Here is a 19,302-nt window from a genome sequence, read left to right on the forward strand (position 1 = left end):
ATGTATATAAAAAAAATTCTTCTTGCTATTGTTGTTATTGGGCTTATTGTAGCTGTTTTTTTTGCAAATTTTGTATACAAAGCCATGTTAAAACCAAATACTAAATTTGACGAAGAAGTGGCTTATATTAAAATTTCATCAAAAGATAATTATCAGGATGTGCGTTCAAAATTAGAATTATTATTAGAGGATATTGAGTCTTTTGATGATTTAGCAGAACAAAAAAAATATGTTTCTAACATAAAAGCAGGTAGATATGCCATTAAAAAAGGCATGACGAATAACGATATTATCAATTCTATTCGTAGTAATAATTTAGCTGTTAAAGTATCATTTAATAATCAAGAAACGCTTGAAAAATTAGCTGGTCGGGTAGCGTCTCAAATTGAAGCAGATAGTATATCACTTTTAAAAGCTATGAAAGATGATGCTTTTTTATCAAAAAATAATTTTAATGAAGCTACGGCTCTAGGGATGTACATTCCAAATAGTTACGAGTTCTTCTGGAATACTTCGGCTGAAAAGTTTACCGAGCGCATGCTAAAGGAGTACAATCGCTTTTGGAATAATTCACGGCTAGAAAAGGCAAAAACCATTGGTTTGTCAGAAGAGGAAGTTATTACTTTAGCATCTATTGTTTACGAAGAGTCAAAACAAACCAGCGAACAGCCCAGAGTTGCTGGGCTTTATTTAAATAGAATTAAAATAGGAATGCCGCTTCAAGCAGATCCTACGCTTAAGTTTGCTGCTTATAAATTGCCAGAATATAAAAATACTATAATTAGACGAGTATTAAATGTGCATAAGGAAATTGATTCTCCTTATAATACTTATAAAAATACAGGATTGCCTCCAGGTTTAATTGCAATGCCTGATATTTCTGCAATTGATGCAGTATTAAACTACGAAAAGCATAAATACCTTTATATGGTTGCTGATGAAAAAAAAATAGGCTATCATAAGTTTGCAAAAACATTATCTCAACATAATGTGAATGCTAGAGAATATCATCGTTATTTAACGTCTCAAGGTATTAATAGATAGTGAAAAATTTAGCAATTATATATCTATTAATTTCAGTTTTATCATCATCATTTTCTTTCTCACAAATCAAATTTGATTCTTTTTTAATACCAAGCGATACCTTAAATAGGTCCAGAAGAAATGCAGTAGTTATTACTGAAGCTTCTTTGGTTAGTATAACTTTAGTTGGTTTAAATCAATTGTGGTATTCAGATTTTGAGCGTTCTAAGTTTCATACAATTAATGACAATAATGAATGGCTACAAATGGATAAGATGGGGCATGTGTTTACATCGTATCAAGTTGGTAAGTTTGGTGCCCAGGTTTTAAATTGGAGTGGCGTAAGTAAAAAACATCAATTAATTTATGGTGCAACTTTAGGTTTCGGGTTTCTCACAGCTGTTGAAATTTTAGATGGATTTTCGCAAGAATGGGGTTTTTCTTGGGGAGATATTGCTGCAAACGCCTCAGGAACGGGTTTGTATGTTGCTCAAGAATTACTTTGGAAAGAACAACGCATCAATTTAAAATTCTCTTTTCACCAAACTAAATATGCATCGCAATCTCCAGATAAATTAGGAGAAAGTTTTTTTGAACAGATTTTAAAGGATTATAACGGTCAAACGTATTGGTTGAGTGTTAATTTACACGATTTTTTTAAAGAAAGTAAAATTCCTAAATGGCTTAATGTAGCTTTTGGTTATAGTGCTGACGGGATGTTACAAGGTATTCGAGATGTTGACAATAGTTTGTTAACAAATATAAACAGACAACGACAGTTTTATTTAAGTTTTGACGTAAATTTGTATAAAATTAGGACGAATTCACGTTTTTTGAAATCTGTTTTTAATATTTTTAATGTCTTAAAGATGCCATTTCCAGCCTTAGAATTCAATAAAAAAGGCTGTGTATTTCATCTATTATACTACTAAAAATAGCACATAAACGATTAATTTTGAAATAATTAAAAAAAAGCCTAATTTTGCACGCTCAAATTTTTCAGGTGTATTTAAAATAAAAATGCACTGAAGAAATTTAAAAATTATGAGAAAAAGTATTGCAAGTTACTCAACCCTCACACTTACAATATGTATTCTATTGTATAGTTCGTTTTCATCAGATGAAACGATAGATTTAGGCAAGTACTCAACTGAAGGTTTGGTTTTAAATTATACCGTAAGTTCAGATACTAAAATTAAAGATGATGCTTTAGCTTTAAATGCTAATGATAAATCATTTTCTCCTTATTTAGGAAAATCGTTTGTTGGTTTTAAAGAGGCGTTAGCTTTTAAAGAATCTGGAGGTAATTACTTTTCTGTTAATACTTTTGGATATTTAGGTAAATACCAATTTGGTGTTTCAACATTGAAAATGATTGGTATTAACAATCCTGGAAAATTTTTAAAAAGTCCACAACTTCAAGAAAAAGCATTTATAGCAAATGCAGCGCGTAACAAATGGATTTTAAGACGTGATATTAAGAATTTTGTTGGAAGACGCATTAATGGTGTTGTTGTGACAGAATCTGGTATTTTGGCTGCAGCACACTTAGCAGGTCCAGGTAGTGTTAAGAAATATTTAAGAAGTTACGGTTTAGATAATTTTACTGATGGTTACGGTACTACAGTACAATATTATATGAAACGTTTTTCTGGGTACGATACATCTTTTATAAAAGCAAATAGAGAAGCAAAAGCGGTATAATTCACTTTAGCTTTTATGAATAATAAATATGGTAGGTCTTTTGTGAAGGTCTACCATATTTTTTTTCCAATCATTTGCTGTTTGGGTTTTAATATACTCAGTTGGTAATGTAATATCACATGCTATAGAGACCTCAGTATTGCTATCTAAAATACGGCTTAAGTCTTCAATCATTTTATTGTTTCTGTAAGGTGTTTCAATAAAAATTTGTGATTGATTTTGTTCAAAAGATAAACGTTCTAAACGTTTTATTTCTTTTCTTCTCTCTGCTTTGTCTATAGGCAAGTAACCGTTAAAGGCAAAACTTTGTCCATTCATTCCAGAACTCATCATTGCCATTAAAATTGATGATGGTCCTACTAATGGGACAACTTTTATGTTTTTTTGATGTGCTAATTTAACAATATCAGCTCCAGGATCTGCAACACCAGGACATCCAGCTTCTGATAAAAGTCCAACATCTATACCTTTTAAACAGGGTTCTAAAAACTCAGGCAACTCAATAGCATCAGTAAATTTATTTAAATGAAATATATTTAACGAAGCTTGTGGCTTTCCCGAACTAATTTTTTTTATAAATCGTCGTGCTGATTTTTCGTTTTCAACAATATAGGTGTTAACTTCTTCAACTACCTTTTTTACCGAAATTGGCAAAACTTCAAGAGGTGCATTATCTCCTAATGTTGTTGGAATAAGGTATAAATTGCCAATTGAAGAATTCATAAATTGTTTTCGAAAATAATTAGTTTATAAAAATACTAAATATTATAGCTGGAGTTAACTTAATTTTTCTGCAATTCTTTCACAAGCCTCATCTAGCATTTTGTACACATTTTCAAAACCTTCATCACCACCAAAATAAGGATCGGGAACACTATAGTTTTGGTTAGAGTACACTTCATTTAAAACTAGTTTGACTTTAGCTTTATCTGCATTATTTTTGGCTAAGGCAATAATATTTTCAAAGTTAGATTCATCCATAACATAAATTACATCAAAAACATCAAAATCAGATACATTAAATTGTCGTCCTTTTAAATGAGAAATATTTAAACCATATTTTTTTGCAACAGCAATAGAACGCTTATCAGGAGAATGACCAACATGATAATTTGCTGTTCCCGCAGAATCAACCAAAAAAGTATTGCTGTTAAGTTTAGAGCGCAAAATACCTTCGGCTAATGGCGAACGGCATATATTACCCAAACAAACCATAAGAATTTTAGTCATAATAATATTCTGCGAAAGCGACTAGTTTTATATTAAACTGAAAGTTTTTTAGAAATATCTTCAACATATTTTCTAAATTGTTTATCAGTTGAAGACAGATTATCTACCGTTTTACAAGCGTGTAATACTGTAGCATGATCGCGCTTTCCTATTTGAGATCCAATACTAGCCAATGATGCTTTTGTAAATTTTTTAGCAAAAAACATAGCTAGTTGCCTTGCTTGTACAATATGGCGTTTTCTTGTTTTAGATTGAAGTGTGTCAACATCCATTTGGAAATAATCAGACACGATTTTTTGGATATAGTCAATTGAAACTTCGCGTTTTGTATTCTTAACAAATTTTTCGACAATTTGCTTAGCCAGTTCAATAGTGATTTCTTTTTTATTGAAAGAAGATTGGGCAATTAAAGATATAATAGCACCTTCTAATTCCCTAACATTTGTTTTAATGTTTTTGGCAACATATTCTACAATGTCTTCTGGCATTTCAACACCATCACGATATAATTTGTTTTTTAATATAGAGACTCGTGTTTCAAAATCTGGGTTTTGTAACTCAGCAGAAAGCCCCCATTTAAAACGCGATAACAAGCGTTGCTCTATATCCTGCATGTCAACAGGTGCTTTATCACTTGTTAAAATAACCTGTTTTCCGTTTTGATGTAAATGGTTAAATATATGGAAGAAAACATCTTGCGTTCCCGATTTTCCAGAAAGGAATTGAACGTCATCAATAATTAAAACATCAATAATTTGATAAAAATGGATAAAATCATTTCTATTATTCTTTTTAACAGAATCTATATATTGCTGTGTGAATTTCTCAGCAGAAATATATAAAACCGTTTTTTCTGGATATTTGTCTTTGATATCTACACCAATAGCATGTGCTAAATGCGTTTTACCTAAACCAACACCACCAAATATAAGTAATGGGTTGAACGATGTGCCACCTGGTTTAGCCGCTACAGCTAATCCTGCGCTTCTTGCTAAACGGTTAGAGTCGCCTTCTAAAAAATTTTCAAAGCTATAATTTGGGTTAAGTTGAGATTCAATCTTAACATTTCTAATACCAGGAATTACGAAAGGATTACGTAACTCAGGGTTTTTATTATTTAAAGGAATGTCAACATCCTGAGATTTAACAGCACTTCTATTAGTGCTAGGTATCTTTTCAGTAAAGGGTTGTTTGTTGCCATACGTGTTTTCCATTTTTATAATGTAAACCAGTTTAGCTTTTTCTCCTAATTCTTTGGTTAAAGATACTTTAAGAATTTTTACATAATGTTCTTCAAGCCACTCGTAAAAAAACTTACTTGGTACCTGAATACTCAATGCATTATCGGTAAGTTTAACTGCTTTAATTGGTTCAAACCAAGTTTTATAAGCTTGCGGTTGAATATTATCCTTTATAAATTCGAGACAATTATTCCATACCGATTGCGCAGTTATACTCATTTTTTGATTTTGTAGTTTGTTAGTTAGTAAATTATTAGAGATAACCTAAATGTATTCCCCAGTTCCTAAATTGTTTCGCAAATATGTGAACAAAAATCTTAAAAAAAAAATCATTTACTATTGAATTTTAAGAAATTTTTCCTCATGTTTAAGCTCTAGCCGAAACTACAAAAAAATATTTAATAATCCCTATGAAAATCGATGAAATACAAATTAGAGTGAGATATGGTGAAACAGACCAAATGGGAGTAGTCTATCATGGAAATTATGCACTATATCTTGAAATGGGGCGTATTGAGTGGTTGAGAAAACTAGGAGTTTCTTATAAAACAATGGAAGAAAATGGCATTATGTTGCCTGTAGTTTCTCTGAGCGTAAACTATAAAAAATCAGCCTGTTACGATGATGTAATTAATGTAAAAACTCAACTAAAAAAAACACCTACTGTAAAGATTGAATTTGAATATGAAATTACCAATGAAAAAGGTGAAATTTTAACTACTGCTGAAACTACTTTGGTTTTTATTGATACTAAAACGAATAAACCCGTAAGAGCTCCAGAATATATTTTGAAGGCAATAATCGTGTAGTTTAAATTTGTTTAATTTCGATTTCGAAAAGGGTGCTAAAAATTTCGAAAATTTTTAAAGCTTCTTTTTTTCTTACTGAAATTATTATTTGGCAATCCATTTCAAGTTTTTGTTTTGTAATGTTTAAGTTTTTCTCTTTAATAATACGCATTACTGTATTCATGTTTTTGTAATCGAAACTAATACTGTAATCAAGATTTATTGTTTTTTCTAAAATATTTGAAGCTTCAAGTGTTAATTGCGCTGTAGTTTTATAGGCATTAATTAAACCACCAACCCCTAATTTAATACCTCCAAAATACCTTACCACAATAATTAGAATATTAGTGACATCAAAAGACTGTATTTGACCATAAATTGGGGTTCCTGCAGAATTATTAGGTTCGCCATCGTCATTTGTTCTATACCTTACTGTTTCTGTTCCTATTTGGTAAGCATAGCACCAATGCCTTGCAGCATGGTGTCTCTCTTTTAGTTTTTTTATATAATATTTAACCTCATCTTCTGAGGTAATTGGATAAGCATAACCAAAAAACTTACTGTTTTTATCTTTAAATAAAATAGCTTCGGTATTTGTTTCAATAGTTTTATAAGTGTCTTTTTTAGTCAAAATAAATTTGTTTTAACATTGAAAAGATTAGTAACATCTTCACTTTCTATATCGATACGCCATGTTTTAATACCTAAAGATTTAGCAGTGTCTATATTATCTGCATTATCATCAATAAATAAACATTCGTTGGCAGTTAAAGTATTTTGATTTAAAACGAATTTATAAATATTAGGATTTGGTTTTACCAAATTAATTTCGTGCGATAAATAAAAAGCATCAAAACAGTTTTTAAAATCACTGTAAAAAGGAATGTGCTTTTTAATCCAGGTAATATGAAGCTCGTTTGTATTACTTAATAAAATGAGTTTGTATTTTGAAGTTGATTTTAACTGCTTTAAAAATCTCAATCGATGTTCAGGAAAATCTTTTAGCATAAAACTCCAAACATCAACCAATTCTTCTTTTGAAAGCTTCGGGAAATTTTCAGTATAAAATTCTAGAAATTCATCAGTAGAAATTAGCCCTTGTTCGTATAAACTGTTAAAAGCTGTCATTTCATCTGAAAGTGTATCTATTTTAAATGTATCGCGTACATGTTGTAAAGCACCGTTTATATCTAAATTAATAAATACGTTACCAAAATCGAAAATGATGGTTTTAATCATTTAGATAAATTTTAAGACTGTTAGTATTTATTTTTTCTTCAGAAATAGAATTTCCACTAAATTTTGGTGCTTTAACACCATTTTTAAATAACGTGCTTCCCGTAAATACACGTGCTTCATCCCAAAGGTTTTCGTCGATAAATGTTTGAAGTGTTTTCGTGCCGCCTTCTATAATTATAGAATTGATGTTTTTTTTGAATAATATATCGCAAATTTGTTTTGCTATATGGTCATTAAAATCTATGTTGCCTTTAGAGATTACAACCGTTTCAGCTTCATCATTAAAGACCGCATATTTTTTTGTTAACTTATTATCCTTATCAATAACAACTCTAATAGGATTTAGCCCTGTCCAATCTCTAACAGTTAAACTCGGGTTGTCTTTAATAACGGTATTTGTACCTACTAAAATAGCTTGCTCTTCGGTGCGCCATTTGTGCACTAATTGTCTTGAAAATTTATTAGTAATCCAAACGGGTTTTAGTTCGTTTTTAGTTTTAGGCGCTATAAAACCATCTGCAGTTTCTGCCCATTTTAAAATAATGTATGGGCGTTTTTTATTGTGAAATGTAAAAAAGCGTTTGTGGTGATTTTTACAGTCATCTTCTAAAACACCAACCGTAACATTACAGCCAGCATTTTTAAGTTTTTCGATGCCTTTTCCTGCCACTTTTTTATTATAATCAACACAACCAATAACCACATTTGGTATTTGGTGTTTAATAATTAAATCGCTGCAAGGGGGTGTTTTGCCAAAATGAGAGCAGGGTTCTAAAGTAACATAAAGCGTTGCTTCCTTTAATAAAGATTTATTTAAAACCGAATTTATAGCGTTAACCTCGGCATGATTTCCACCGTATTTGCTAGTGTAACCCTCTCCAATAATTTTGTTTTTGTAAACAATAACACTACCAACCATGGGGTTTGGTCTAGTAAATCCTAAACCATTTTTAGCAATTTCTAAACAGCGTTTAATATATGTTTCGTGGTTACTCAAAGTTATAATTTAATCTTTAAATCTTCGGTTTGGTCAACATTATAAGTGTACGAAAACCCTAAAACCTTATAAATAATATCACCTTTATATTGTACTTTAATCTTTTTACTAAATAAACTGCCAATTAATCCGCCAAGGTTTTTATTGCTAAAAATGCTATCAGTAGGAACATTAGCTTTTAAAGGAATTGAGAATTCTTTTTTTGCTGGCACTTTAAAGCTTTTGGTAGAAACGGTAGCCATTTCAGTATCATTTACAAACACTTTAATTTCATCTGTTTTTAATTCGCCACCAATATCATTCGGATTTAAAAACAAAGCATCTGCCGTAAGCGTTATATGGTTTGAAGTTGATTTAATAACCTTTATATTTTCAACATTTAAAAAAACGGGTTTTTCTTTAACCGAACAACTCAAAAAAGCAAACAATATTGTTGATAAAATAATCAGCATATTTATTTGATAATTTTTATATTTAAGTATCTTCACTTGCATAAAATTTCTGTTTAAGAATGTGTAAAGATACTATAGTTATTCGAGAAATTAAGCCAGAAGATAATGCGCAAATTGAAGCCATTATTAGAGCTTGTTTCCATGAATTTAAAATCCCGTTAGAAGGCACGGCCTATTCAGATAATGAAACACCAAGAATGTTTGAATCATATCAAAATATTAACGATGTGTATTATGTTATTGAAGATAATGGCGTTATTTTAGGTGGAGCAGGCATAAAACCCTTAAAGGATTTTGAAGCTGATGTTTGTGAAATTCAAAAAATGTATTTTTCACCAAAAATTCGCAATAAGGGCTATGGAAGGCTTATGTTTGAAACTTGTTTGCAAGCTGCAAAAAAAATGGGCTACAAACAGTGTTATTTAGAATCGGCATCACAACTTAAAGCCGCTATTCATGTTTATGAAAGTTATGGTTTTAAACATTTAAAAGAGGCTTTAGGAAATACAGGACATTATTCTTGCAGTGTCTGGATGATAAAGGATTTATGAAGCTAAAAGACATTCAATATAAATTTCATGAAGCATTACATGCAATTTACGCAAAAGAAGAAATAGATAGTTTCTTTTTTATGTTGATAGAGTCATTTTATAATGTTTCAAGATTGAAATTGGCAATGGAACCTGATTTTAAAATTAACGATGATACTCTAATTTTGAACGCTTTGACAGCTTTGGTAAAAGAGAAACCGATTCAGTATATTTTAGGCGAAACCGAATTTTATGGCTTGCCTTTTAAAGTAAATAATCATGTTTTAATACCTCGACCAGAAACTGAAGAACTAGTAGATTGGATTATTAATTCTGTCACTTCGAGTGCAGTCGAGAAGTCATTAAACATTTTAGATATTGGTACAGGTAGTGGTTGTATTGCTATTTCGTTAGCTAAAAATTTACCAAACGCTAAAGCTTATGCTTTAGATGTGAGTAAAGATGCTTTAATGGTTGCTGAGGAAAATGCGGAATTGAATAATGTAGAGATTGATTTTATTGAAACGGATATTTTAAGAGTCAAAAACCAAATACCAAAGACCAAAACTTTTAAAAATTTGGAATTTGATATTATTGTGTCTAACCCGCCATATGTTCGCGAGCAAGAAAAAACAAAAATGAAAGCCAATGTTTTAAATAATGAGCCACATTTGGCATTGTTTGTAAAAGATAAAAATCCATTATTATTTTATGAATCTATTTCAGAATATGCAGCAGATAAATTGAAAGATAAAGGTCTCTTGTTTTTTGAAATTAATGAATATCTTGGTAACGATATGATTCAATTATTAAAAAGAAAGCATTTTAAGAATATAGAATTAAAAAAAGACATCTATAAAAAGGATAGAATGATAAAAGGAGAAATTATAAATAATGAGTAACATTCAACGACACATACAAAACCTACGTAACGAACTTAGAGAGCACAATTACAATTATTACGTACTTGATAACCCCACAATTTCAGATTATGAATTCGATGTGAAATTAAAAGAACTCCAAGGACTAGAAACTAAACATCCAGAGTTTTTTGATGCTAATTCCCCAACACAACGCGTTGGAGGAGAGGTGACTAAAAATTTTGAAACTGTAGTGCACGAATATCGTATGTATTCGTTGGATAATTCGTATTCAAAAGAAGATTTACAGGATTGGGAAACGCGAATTAAAAAGTTGGTAGATGGCGATATTCAATATACCTGCGAGCTAAAATATGATGGCGCATCAATAAGTTTAACTTATGAAGAAGGAAAATTAGTTAGAGCAGTAACGAGAGGAGACGGGTTTCAAGGTGATAACGTTACGGCTAATGTAAAAACTATAAAATCTGTTCCGCTACAATTAAAAGGTGATTATCCATCAAAATTCGATATTCGAGGCGAAATAGTTCTACCTTTTGATGGGTTTAATAAAATGAATGAAGAACGCATTGAATTAGGAGAAGAACCCTATAGAAACCCAAGAAATACAGCCTCTGGAAGTTTAAAACTACAGGATAGTGCAGAAGTTGCAAAACGCCCTTTAGAATGCTTATTATATAACCTCACAGGCACTGATTTAGGAGTTGCATCTCAATTTGAAAGTTTAAAAAAAGCAAGACAATGGGGATTTAAAGTCCCAGATGTAGCAAAATTAGCGAATTCAATTGATGAGGTTTTAGAATTTGTTGAATACTGGAATATTCATCGTCATGATTTACCCTACGAAACAGATGGTGTTGTAATTAAAGTAAATAATTTGCAACAACAGGAAGAGTTGGGTTATACCGCAAAAGCCCCACGTTGGGCGATGGCATATAAGTTTAAAGCAGAACAAGTTTCAACCAAATTAAATAGTATAACCTATCAAGTAGGTCGAACTGGAGCCATAACACCCGTGGCAAATTTAAAACCTGTAGAGCTGGCAGGAACTACAGTAAAAAGAGCATCGCTACATAATGCAGATCAAATTGAAAAATTAGATATTAGAGTAGGAGATCTGGTGTTTGTTGAAAAAGGTGGCGAAATTATCCCAAAAATTTTAGGTGTAGATTTAACTAAAAGACCAACAAATTCTCAGCCTACAATATATATTACAAGATGCCCTGAATGTGCAACTGAATTAACTAGACAGGAAGGAGAGGCGCAGCACTATTGCCCAAATTACAATGGTTGCAATCCACAAATTATTGGACGTATTCAGCATTTTATTTCTAGAAAAGCTATGGATATTGATGGTTTAGGGGGCGAAACTGTAGCGCTTCTAGTAAATGAGGGTTTGATTAATAATTATTCAGATTTATATGAATTGACTAAAGAACAGGTGATTCCTTTAGAACGCATGGCTGAAAAAAGTGCTGAAAATTTGGTTGAAGGCATTGAGGCTTCTAAACAAATTCCTTTTGAACGTGTATTATTCGCTTTAGGTATTAGATTTGTTGGTGAGACGGTAGCCAAAAAATTAGCTAAACATTACAAAAGTATTGATGCTATTGCTACTGCTTCAGAAGAAGATTTGGTAAATGTAGATGAAATTGGAAATAAGATAGCGCAAAGTGTTACTGCTTTTTTTAAAGACGAAAAAAATATTTCAATATTAAACAGATTAAAGAAATTTGGTGTCCAGTTAGAAATGTCAGCTGATCAACTTATTGGTCAAACTAATATTTTACAAGGACAGTCAATTGTTATAACAGGTGTTTTTGAATCTGTATCTAGAAATGATTTAAAAAAGTTTATTGAAGACAACGGTGGCAAATTAAGTAGTTCAATTTCTTCAAAAACAAGTTATATTGTTGCAGGAGCAAATATGGGGCCTAGTAAGAAACAAAAAGCAGAAAAATTGAATATTCAAATCATAAATGAATATCAATTCTTACAAAAATTAAATTAATTTTATTTTTTTGTCGATAAAAAGTGTTTTTTAATGATTAAGTGTAAAATATTTATATATTTGTCTTATTAACTGTAAATTGCTTTTATGGGTAAGTCGAAAGTCTTGATTGGTTTAATTGTGTTATCTTATATTCTCTTTGTTGTTTTTCAATTTAAAGGAGATGAGGTAGTGGCTTCTAGTTTTAGTTCAGCTGTATTTCCTTTAATAGCGCTATTTTATTGGGTGACTATTAAGTCAAAAAACTTATGTTTTTGTTTGTTTTTAATAAGTTATTCGTTATCAGAATTGTTATTTTATGCTATTGATTTTATCCCTTATATATATTTTTATTACATTGGAAATACTTTGATTATGTTATCTTATGCTTTTCTTTTATTCGAAGTTTGTAGGTATGTTTGTATAAAGGATGTGTTAAAAAATTTCAAAATACACATTATTGTATTGACAGGTTTAAATATTTATATGGCCTATATTTTGCAAGAAGCAATAAATCCATATATAGAAATGACATTTGAGTATTTATTAGAAATAACTTATAATATTGTGATGCTATTATTATTATCAATATCACTCTTAAATTATCTTTATAAAGACGATAAAAAGTCTTTATTCTTTTTCTTTGGTGCTTTATGTATTGTTTTTAGTGAGGTAATCAATGTGGCTTATTTGTATGTTTCACATCAAAGCTTGCTTAATTTCATGTCGGTCTCTTTATTTCTTATAGCATCCTATTTCTTATACAAGCATTCTAAAATAGAGCTTTTTAAAATTGAAGATATTGAAGTAGAAGTGTCTACTCTTTAATGTTATTTAGCTTGCTTTTTATTTATAAAAGGAATATCCTTTCTATATATATATAAAGAATTATTACAGACAATAAGAATGTAGCTACTGCGGTTATAAACAAAACACCACCATCATTATTTACTTCAATACCAAGTTTGGTTAAATACATAAAAATAGCACCAAATATAACACCAATTGTTAAACTTGCTCCAAGCCATACAGTTTTAGGTATGAGTAGTAGTATTCCAGCGATGAGCTCTAAAACTCCAATTCCTATTCTTTCATAGGGTTCTAATCCTACAGTTTCAAATATATAAACACTTACTTTATCTGCTGTAAATTTAAAACGAAGCGTTTGAATTCAAATAACTGCTACAATTATGCGTAATGCTAGTGGAATGTGTTTTTTTATGTTTTAATTATAATACCAAATAAATTTTAAAACAAGCTAAATTTTTTATATCTTTCTTTTATGGGAAGACAAGCAACTATTATTATTAAAGAGCCTATAGAAGAACTTAAGGACTTACATAAAAAAGGAATCAAATCCAAAGCTAATACCAATTTAACTTTATGATGTCGCCATAAAGGCATCTATATAATGATGATTTGCTGTAATTGATTTAATAGTTTCGGCACTCATTTTGTTGACCGTTCCATGCAACCACTTTTTTAAATCTTCCATGGATTCAAATCTTTGATTTTTGTAGCGTTGCTTGATATACTGCCAAATTTGTTCACAGGGATTGAGTTCAGGTGCGTAAGGTGGGATTCGCAATAGGTGTATGTTTTGTGGGACCTCTATGTTTTTTGTAGAATGGAACCCCGCGTTGTCTATGACAACAATTTTAAGTTCTTTGGGCCTGTGCAACGAAAATTGTTTTAAGTATGCTTCAAAAACATCTGTGTTCACACCGTTGACCTCCCATACAAAACGATCTCCATCTATGGGCGAATAACTTCCGTATAAATAAGTGGTCTTAAAAACATGTTGATAAGAAACAATCGGCTTTATTCCTGATGCGGTGAGATATTTCCCTAAATGTGTCATCATGCCAAATCTGGCTTCATCTTGGAAATATAGATTTACATCGCTATAATTATCTTTATTTAGACTTGATCTAATATTGTTTAGAGTATCAGGAAGTTTTTAAAAAAGCATTTACTGCTTGATCATCTTTTTTATAATGGGATTTTCTTGGGCTTTTAAGTTTTGTCTTAAAGTGCTTTATCAAGTATTGCCTCAACAGGTGGTATTTAACTTCAACCTTATATTCTGAACAGACCCATTGTTGCGCATCCCAATAACTCAGGAAACCATTGTCGCTTGAATTGACACGTGCGGACAATCCATTGTGGATCTGCTCTGTGATAATCTTAGACTTTTTGTTTTTCGGCTGGTCAGACAGCAGGCCTTGTATGCCATTGGTAATGTATTCTTTAGTCCAGCGCTGTTGTGTTCTGGTGCTAATGCTTAAATATTCACAGAGCTTTTTTCTAGTCTTGAATTTTTTACCCTGTAGTTCAATGAGCCAAATGATTCTTTTTTCAAATCTGAAATTTGGTTGCTTTTTGCGGAGTGAAACAAGTTCTGCTACACTTTCTTTGATTGCGAATTCTTGTGGTTTTGCCATCCTTAAAGATAAACAAATATAACGACATTACATAATTAAATTGTTATAAGACGTCGTTTAAAGTGTTTGATTTATACTAAAGAGAATAAGTACAAAACTCAAACAATTGATGCTGAAACATATGCTCAAGACGAAAGCAGATTTGGACTCAAAACCCATATTGGAAGCTGCTTAACAGCAAAAGATGTTAAGCCAATTGTTAATTATTAACACGCTTTTAAAAACACCTATTTATACGGTAGTTTTTCTCCTATTGATGGCGATGCCTTTATTTACGAGATTCAAGGTATAATTAGTGAAATATTTTATCAATACCTAAAAGCGTTCTCACTATATAAACCTAAAGAAATTAAAATTATAATTATAGATAATGCTGCATTCCATAGCTTATCAAAATACACATTACCAGACAATATTATACTCATTAGAGTACCACCATATTCTCCCGAATTGAATCCATGCGAAAAAATATGGCTTTACATCAAACAACACTACAAAAACAACGTGTTCGTAACCCTTGATAACATAAAACAATGGCTATATGATTTTGTCAATAATAAATTAAACAATGAAATCATAAAATGGATTATTTATAATCAAAAATTATGCAAACCCTTTTTAGATCATTTTAATGTGTAATTGGTATAATTTAAAAAACGTATTAAAGTATAGTTGCCCCAATACAACCATATATTTATCGTTAAAGTGCTAAATACCAACAAATAAATCGACAAAACGAATGTTTTTATCGTTGTAATTGATATTTATTTTTATATTTGTTTACAACCTAATTATAAAATACCATGAAAAATTCATCCGTACTTAGTTTTAATAAGGTGTTTTTTTGTGCCTTATTACTTTTGGTTAGCATTAACATTTTAGGAACTTACAGCGAAGATATATTACTTTTGCAAAGTACAAAAGCCTTATTTATTCCAGTTTTATTAATCTTATTTTTTATTAAGCATAAAGCACTAAGTATTCCTTTTATTTCATTTTTTATATTTTCTTTTTTAGGTGATGTTTCTCTAGCTTTTTTTGATAACGGAATTTTCATTAAAGCCTCTAGTGTTTTTTACTTTTTAAGCTATATGTGTTTAATTGGTTTGGTTATTTCTAAGTTTAATTTTTTCAGAATTGACAAAGTGATAGGTGCATATTTAATATTAGTTTTTTTAATAAATGCTTATTTTTTATATACATTTTATGGTATTTTAAAAGCTGTTGTGCCTGATAGTTTAGAAGTGACTTTGTTTGGGGTTAAAAATATTTCTTTAATACTTTTAATGTTTTTGGCTTTTGGTAAATATTTAGCTAACGATACAAAATCTTCAATACTCTTTTTAATGGTGGCTTTGTGTTTAGTTTTTTCTACAATATTAAACTACGTAAGTATTTATTATGTTTACAGTTGGATTTTAGTAATGCTAGAGAGAGTTATTTATGCTATTGGAATTTACTTGTTAATTAATTATACTATTGAAGAAAACAAAAGTTTGATTAAGCAAAACAACTTTCAAGATAGTTATAAATCTGATAATATTTTTGCTTAAACAATTATTGATGCGCCATTAGCTGCTTTGTTTTTATCAGCATCAAAATAAAAATCAATTTTACCAAGATTAATACCATAACAGCCTACTTGGTTTACTAGCATATTATTACCTTCAATATTTTTTATCACTGTTGGTTTTTTTAAAAAAGTATGAGTATGGCCGCCAATAATTAAATCGATGTCTTTTGTTGCTGCTGCCAACTTTAGGTCACTAATTTTTGTTTCGCTATTTCTGTAATTATACCCTAAATGCGATAAACAAATTACCAAATCACATTGCTTATCATCTTTAAGGGTTTTAACCATTTCCTGCGATGTTTCAATAGGATCTAAATATTTAGTTTCTTTATACATGGCAGGATCAACAAGTCCTTTTAACTCAATCCCTAAACCAAAAACACCAATTTTAATACCTCCTTTATTAAATATTTTATATGGCTTTGTGTGTGAGTCCATAATGGTGTTCGAAAAATCATAATTAGCTGTTATAAAATCAAATTCGGCATGTGGCAATTGTGTATAAAGACCATCAATTCCATTATCAAAATCATGATTACCAATAGTAGCAGCATCATATTTAAGTTTACTCATTAATTTAAATTCTAATTCGCCACCATAGTAGTTAAAATAGGGTGTGCCTTGAAAAATATCGCCAGCATCAAAAAGTAGGGTGTTTGGATTTTTGTTTTTTATAGATTCAATTAAACTCGCTCTTCGTGCTACGCCACCTTTATTCGCGTTTCTGCCGTCTTCAGCACTAAACGCTTCTATATGACTGTGTACATCGTTGGTGTGTAAAATGGTAATTTTAGTAGGTTTTGCTGAGTCTACAAAAGACTGTAAGCCTAAGCTTCCTAGAGTTATTAAAGCAGTGGCGCCAGTTGTTTGGTGTATAAAATCTCTACGATTCATTTTCTAATAAATTAGTTAAGTTGAATAAACCTATCATCAATTATTGGACTTATAGTATCAACTTTTTTAAAGTTGTCAATCAAAGCATTTCGTACTTTATAGTTTAGAATATGCAAACTATCATTAGGTTTAAAAAAACGCATATTATCACCATTATTGTATAAATAATCATTGGTAGCTACATAATATGTTTTATTTACATTTATTTTTTCTCCTTTTATTGTTGCTTCAACAATATCAAAATTTTTATCTAATACGAGTTTTAATTTAGAAATAGGATGGGCTCTTTTTCTTAATCTTAAATAATTTGTAAGGCTGTCAATTTGATTTCCTTTTAAAGCTACAACAACAATACTGTTTTCAAATGGCATGAGTTGGTATGCTGTTCGGGTAGTTATATGGCCTTTCGATATAATAGATCGAATACCACCATAATTAAGGATTACCATATCAATATCTTTTCCTGTTCTATTCTTAAAAATAGGGTTAGCTTCATTATAAACAGCATCTGCCATAAAATTGCCAATGGCTGTGTTTAAGTGACCATCAGTTTTAGAATACGTATTAACAGAATAGGCTAAAACACTATCTAAATCCTTATTAATATGATCGCGATAAGGTTTTATAAAAGCATCAATTTCTTGGTTAGTTTTTAGGCTATCAGTAATTTCAATGTTCTTGCCTTCAACCTTAAAAAGGTGTTGTCTTTCTTGCTTGCAACTCGAAAAAAGAAAAATATTTAACAAAAAAAATAAATATGTAAACCTCATACTAATAAAATATTTTGATTGTACTTTTGCTACCTTTGTGAAAAGCATAAAGGTAAATGATTTTAAAAGGTTTTAAAGAAAAATCTAATAAAAAACATCTAAATAAATTGTTGTTAGAACGCGAAGTAAGCGTTACAGATACTAAGGTTGAAAGCTTGGGTCTTATCTTGAATATTGACGAGATTGATGATTTTGATTTGTTTAGAACTTTAGCAGATTATATAAATGTACGCCCTAATAAGCTTAAAATTATAGCCTTTTCAAGTAAAAAAAAAGACAACTTAAACACTTGGGATGAATGTTACAGTCCTAAAGACTTTGGTTGGAAAGGCCGTATAAAAAATATTGAATTGCAATCGTTTTTAAACACAAAATTTGATACTTTAATTAGTTATTATACCAAAGATGATTTAGAATTAAAATTTCTTACAGTAAAATCAAAAGCTAAATTTAAAATAGGGATTTTACAAACTGATGCTAGATTAAATGATTTAATAATAAAAACTAGTTTAAAAGAATTCGACGTATTTAAGGCAGAGGTTTATAAATATTTAACAATATTAAATAAAATTAAAGAATGAATAGTAAATTTATAGGTACTGGAGTTGCATTGGTTACACCATTTAAATCAGATTTAAATATAGATCATGATGCCCTAGTAAATATTGTTAATTTCAATATTGAAAACGGTACAGATTATCTTGTTATATGTGGAACAACAGGAGAAAGTGTTACTATTACTAAAGAAGAAAAACAGGCAGTAATTAAAACTATATCTAAAGCTAATAATGGTCGTTTGCCACTAGTTTTAGGTATTGGTGGTAACAATACAGCATCAGTTATTGAAGAAATTAAAACTACAGATTTAAGCGAAATTGATGCTATTCTGTCAGTATCACCATATTACAGTAAACCAACACAAGAAGGCTTGTATCAGCATTTTAAAGCTATAGCGCAAGCTTGCCCGACAGATATAATTTTGTATAATGTTCCTGGTAGAACTTCAAAAAACATGGACACTACAACCACATTGCGGTTAGCCAACGATTTTAAAAACATTGTAGCTGTAAAAGAAGCAGGAAATAATGTTGCCCAATATTTACAGCTATTAAAAAATAAGCCAGAAGATTTTTTAATAATTTCAGGTGATGATGATTTAGCATTAGGTGTAGTATTGGCTGGTGGTGCAGGAGTCATTTCAGTGATAGGTCAAGCATTTCCAAAAGCATTTTCAGAAATGGTAAGGTTGGGCTTAAAAGGCGAAGCTAAAAAAGCTTATGCTATTCATTTTAAATTAATGGACATTGTTAATTATATTTTCGAGGAGAATAATCCTGCAGGAATTAAAGCTGTTTTCGAAGCTTTAAATTTATGTCAAGACACCGTTAGATTACCATTGGTTCCAGCATCAAAAGAGCTAAAAGAAAAAATAGTACGTTTTGTAAAAACATTTTAGTAATGTTAAATATTACTTAAACCTTACTATTACTACATGTCATCATTTATTTTAGCAGAGAAATTATATTTTTAAAATCCATATTAATAG

The 19,302-nt window shown here is 30.2% G+C and carries 24 protein-coding genes and 1 pseudogene; 14 read left to right on the forward strand and 11 right to left on the reverse strand.

Features of this window, described 5'->3' with window-relative positions:
• From mltG to L3X37_RS07290, 3 genes are all read left to right on the forward strand, one after another.
• Positions 1-1,044, forward strand: a complete 1,044-nt coding sequence (mltG, locus tag L3X37_RS07280) for an endolytic transglycosylase MltG (protein WP_237239510.1) — start codon at positions 1-3, stop codon at positions 1,042-1,044.
• Positions 1,041-1,955 carry a DUF2279 domain-containing protein gene (locus L3X37_RS07285; RefSeq protein WP_439654832.1) on the forward strand — a complete coding sequence of 305 codons (915 nt, stop codon included), beginning with the start codon at positions 1,041-1,043 and terminating at the stop codon, positions 1,953-1,955. The genes mltG and L3X37_RS07285 overlap by 4 nt, the downstream gene beginning before the upstream one ends.
• Positions 1,956-2,067: 112 nt before the next feature.
• A complete protein-coding gene (locus L3X37_RS07290; RefSeq protein ID WP_237239512.1) occupies positions 2,068-2,727 on the forward strand; it encodes a lysozyme family protein in 660 nt (219 codons plus the stop codon).
• A 6-nt stretch (positions 2,728-2,733) separates the two neighbouring features.
• Here L3X37_RS07290 and L3X37_RS07295 read toward each other — a convergent pair whose 3' ends face one another.
• The 3 genes from L3X37_RS07295 to dnaA are packed head-to-tail and all read right to left on the reverse strand — an operon-like array spanning position 2,734 to position 5,417.
• Entirely contained in the window at positions 2,734-3,450 is a 717-nt protein-coding gene (locus L3X37_RS07295) for an SAM-dependent methyltransferase (protein WP_237239513.1), read from the reverse strand.
• Between the two features lie 54 nt (positions 3,451-3,504).
• On the reverse strand, positions 3,505-3,957 hold the full coding sequence (locus L3X37_RS07300; protein ID WP_237239514.1) for a low molecular weight protein-tyrosine-phosphatase: 453 nt from the start codon (positions 3,955-3,957) through the stop codon (positions 3,505-3,507).
• 32 nt (positions 3,958-3,989) lie between these two features.
• Entirely contained in the window at positions 3,990-5,417 is a 1,428-nt protein-coding gene (gene dnaA, locus L3X37_RS07305) for a chromosomal replication initiator protein DnaA (RefSeq protein ID WP_237239515.1), read from the reverse strand.
• 191 nt (positions 5,418-5,608) lie between these two features.
• On the opposite strand from dnaA, the gene L3X37_RS07310 reads away from it, so the two are divergent.
• Positions 5,609-6,007 (forward strand): acyl-CoA thioesterase, encoded by a 399-nt coding sequence (locus tag L3X37_RS07310; RefSeq protein ID WP_237239516.1) that lies wholly within the window; start codon positions 5,609-5,611, stop codon positions 6,005-6,007.
• Position 6,008: 1 nt separating this feature from the next.
• Here the strand turns inward: L3X37_RS07310 and L3X37_RS07315 are convergent, their stop codons facing one another.
• From L3X37_RS07315 to L3X37_RS07330, 4 genes are read right to left on the reverse strand one after another with little or no spacing between them, the layout of a single operon-like run.
• Entirely contained in the window at positions 6,009-6,617 is a 609-nt protein-coding gene (locus L3X37_RS07315) for an IMPACT family protein (RefSeq protein ID WP_237239517.1), read from the reverse strand.
• Entirely contained in the window at positions 6,614-7,225 is a 612-nt protein-coding gene (locus L3X37_RS07320; RefSeq protein ID WP_237239518.1) for an HAD family hydrolase, read from the reverse strand. The genes L3X37_RS07315 and L3X37_RS07320 overlap by 4 nt, the downstream gene beginning before the upstream one ends.
• Positions 7,218-8,222, reverse strand: coding sequence for a bifunctional diaminohydroxyphosphoribosylaminopyrimidine deaminase/5-amino-6-(5-phosphoribosylamino)uracil reductase RibD (ribD, locus tag L3X37_RS07325; protein WP_237239519.1), 1,005 nt, complete (start codon positions 8,220-8,222; stop codon positions 7,218-7,220). Before ribD ends, L3X37_RS07320 begins: the two co-directional genes overlap by 8 nt.
• 2 nt (positions 8,223-8,224) lie before the next feature.
• Positions 8,225-8,674, reverse strand: coding sequence for an LEA type 2 family protein (locus L3X37_RS07330; RefSeq protein WP_237239520.1), 450 nt, complete (start codon positions 8,672-8,674; stop codon positions 8,225-8,227).
• 59 nt (positions 8,675-8,733) lie between these two features.
• Here L3X37_RS07330 and L3X37_RS07335 point away from each other — a divergent pair, with 59 nt between their 5' ends.
• The 5 genes from L3X37_RS07335 to L3X37_RS15245 all read left to right on the forward strand — a co-directional run bounded on the left by L3X37_RS07335 (position 8,734) and on the right by L3X37_RS15245 (position 13,172).
• The gene (locus L3X37_RS07335; RefSeq protein WP_237239521.1) at positions 8,734-9,225 is read left to right on the forward strand and encodes a GNAT family N-acetyltransferase; all 492 of its coding nucleotides are present in this window, start codon (positions 8,734-8,736) and stop codon (positions 9,223-9,225) included.
• The gene (gene prmC, locus L3X37_RS07340; RefSeq protein WP_237239522.1) at positions 9,222-10,106 is read left to right on the forward strand and encodes a peptide chain release factor N(5)-glutamine methyltransferase; all 885 of its coding nucleotides are present in this window, start codon (positions 9,222-9,224) and stop codon (positions 10,104-10,106) included. The genes L3X37_RS07335 and prmC overlap by 4 nt, the downstream gene beginning before the upstream one ends.
• Positions 10,099-12,096: an NAD-dependent DNA ligase LigA gene (gene ligA, locus L3X37_RS07345; RefSeq protein ID WP_237239523.1), complete on the forward strand. Its 1,998-nt coding sequence runs from the start codon at positions 10,099-10,101 to the stop codon at positions 12,094-12,096. The genes prmC and ligA overlap by 8 nt, the downstream gene beginning before the upstream one ends.
• 87 nt (positions 12,097-12,183) lie before the next feature.
• Positions 12,184-12,903 carry a hypothetical protein gene (locus L3X37_RS07350; RefSeq protein ID WP_237239524.1) on the forward strand — a complete coding sequence of 240 codons (720 nt, stop codon included), beginning with the start codon at positions 12,184-12,186 and terminating at the stop codon, positions 12,901-12,903.
• Positions 12,904-13,040: 137 nt separating this feature from the next.
• The gene (locus L3X37_RS15245; protein WP_262910792.1) at positions 13,041-13,172 is read left to right on the forward strand and encodes a hypothetical protein; all 132 of its coding nucleotides are present in this window, start codon (positions 13,041-13,043) and stop codon (positions 13,170-13,172) included.
• A 284-nt stretch (positions 13,173-13,456) separates the two neighbouring features.
• Here L3X37_RS15245 and L3X37_RS07355 read toward each other — a convergent pair whose 3' ends face one another.
• Together L3X37_RS07355 and L3X37_RS07360 are read right to left on the reverse strand one after the other, a co-directional pair.
• Positions 13,457-14,011 (reverse strand): IS630 family transposase, encoded by a 555-nt coding sequence (locus L3X37_RS07355; protein WP_237239607.1) that lies wholly within the window; start codon positions 14,009-14,011, stop codon positions 13,457-13,459.
• 13 nt (positions 14,012-14,024) lie between these two features.
• Positions 14,025-14,519: a transposase gene (locus L3X37_RS07360; protein WP_237239525.1), complete on the reverse strand. Its 495-nt coding sequence runs from the start codon at positions 14,517-14,519 to the stop codon at positions 14,025-14,027.
• 66 nt (positions 14,520-14,585) lie between these two features.
• Between L3X37_RS07360 and L3X37_RS07365 the strand changes: the two genes are divergently transcribed.
• From L3X37_RS07365 to L3X37_RS07375, 3 genes and pseudogenes are all read left to right on the forward strand, one after another.
• Entirely contained in the window at positions 14,586-14,729 is a 144-nt protein-coding gene (locus L3X37_RS07365) for a hypothetical protein (protein WP_237239526.1), read from the forward strand.
• Positions 14,730-14,750: 21 nt separating this feature from the next.
• Positions 14,751-15,158 (forward strand): annotated as a pseudogene (locus L3X37_RS07370) (transposase); the annotation flags it as partial.
• A gap of 164 nt (positions 15,159-15,322) precedes the next feature.
• On the forward strand, positions 15,323-16,072 hold the full coding sequence (locus tag L3X37_RS07375) for a hypothetical protein (RefSeq protein ID WP_237239527.1): 750 nt from the start codon (positions 15,323-15,325) through the stop codon (positions 16,070-16,072).
• Here L3X37_RS07375 and L3X37_RS07380 read toward each other — a convergent pair.
• Entirely contained in the window at positions 16,069-16,986 is a 918-nt protein-coding gene (locus L3X37_RS07380) for a bifunctional metallophosphatase/5'-nucleotidase (RefSeq protein WP_237239528.1), read from the reverse strand. The genes L3X37_RS07375 and L3X37_RS07380 overlap by 4 nt on opposite strands.
• Positions 16,987-16,997: 11 nt before the next feature.
• The gene (locus L3X37_RS07385; protein ID WP_237239529.1) at positions 16,998-17,756 is read right to left on the reverse strand and encodes a 5'-nucleotidase C-terminal domain-containing protein; all 759 of its coding nucleotides are present in this window, start codon (positions 17,754-17,756) and stop codon (positions 16,998-17,000) included.
• Between the two features lie 56 nt (positions 17,757-17,812).
• On the opposite strand from L3X37_RS07385, the gene L3X37_RS07390 reads away from it, so the two are divergent.
• Positions 17,813-18,337: a DUF6913 domain-containing protein gene (locus L3X37_RS07390; protein ID WP_237239530.1), complete on the forward strand. Its 525-nt coding sequence runs from the start codon at positions 17,813-17,815 to the stop codon at positions 18,335-18,337.
• Positions 18,334-19,212 carry a 4-hydroxy-tetrahydrodipicolinate synthase gene (gene dapA, locus L3X37_RS07395; protein ID WP_237239531.1) on the forward strand — a complete coding sequence of 293 codons (879 nt, stop codon included), beginning with the start codon at positions 18,334-18,336 and terminating at the stop codon, positions 19,210-19,212. The genes L3X37_RS07390 and dapA overlap by 4 nt, the downstream gene beginning before the upstream one ends.
• The last annotated feature ends 90 nt before the right edge of the window (positions 19,213-19,302 follow it).

Source organism: Wocania arenilitoris (genome assembly GCF_021728535.1).
GTDB classification, from domain to species: domain Bacteria; phylum Bacteroidota; class Bacteroidia; order Flavobacteriales; family Flavobacteriaceae; genus Wocania_A; species Wocania_A arenilitoris.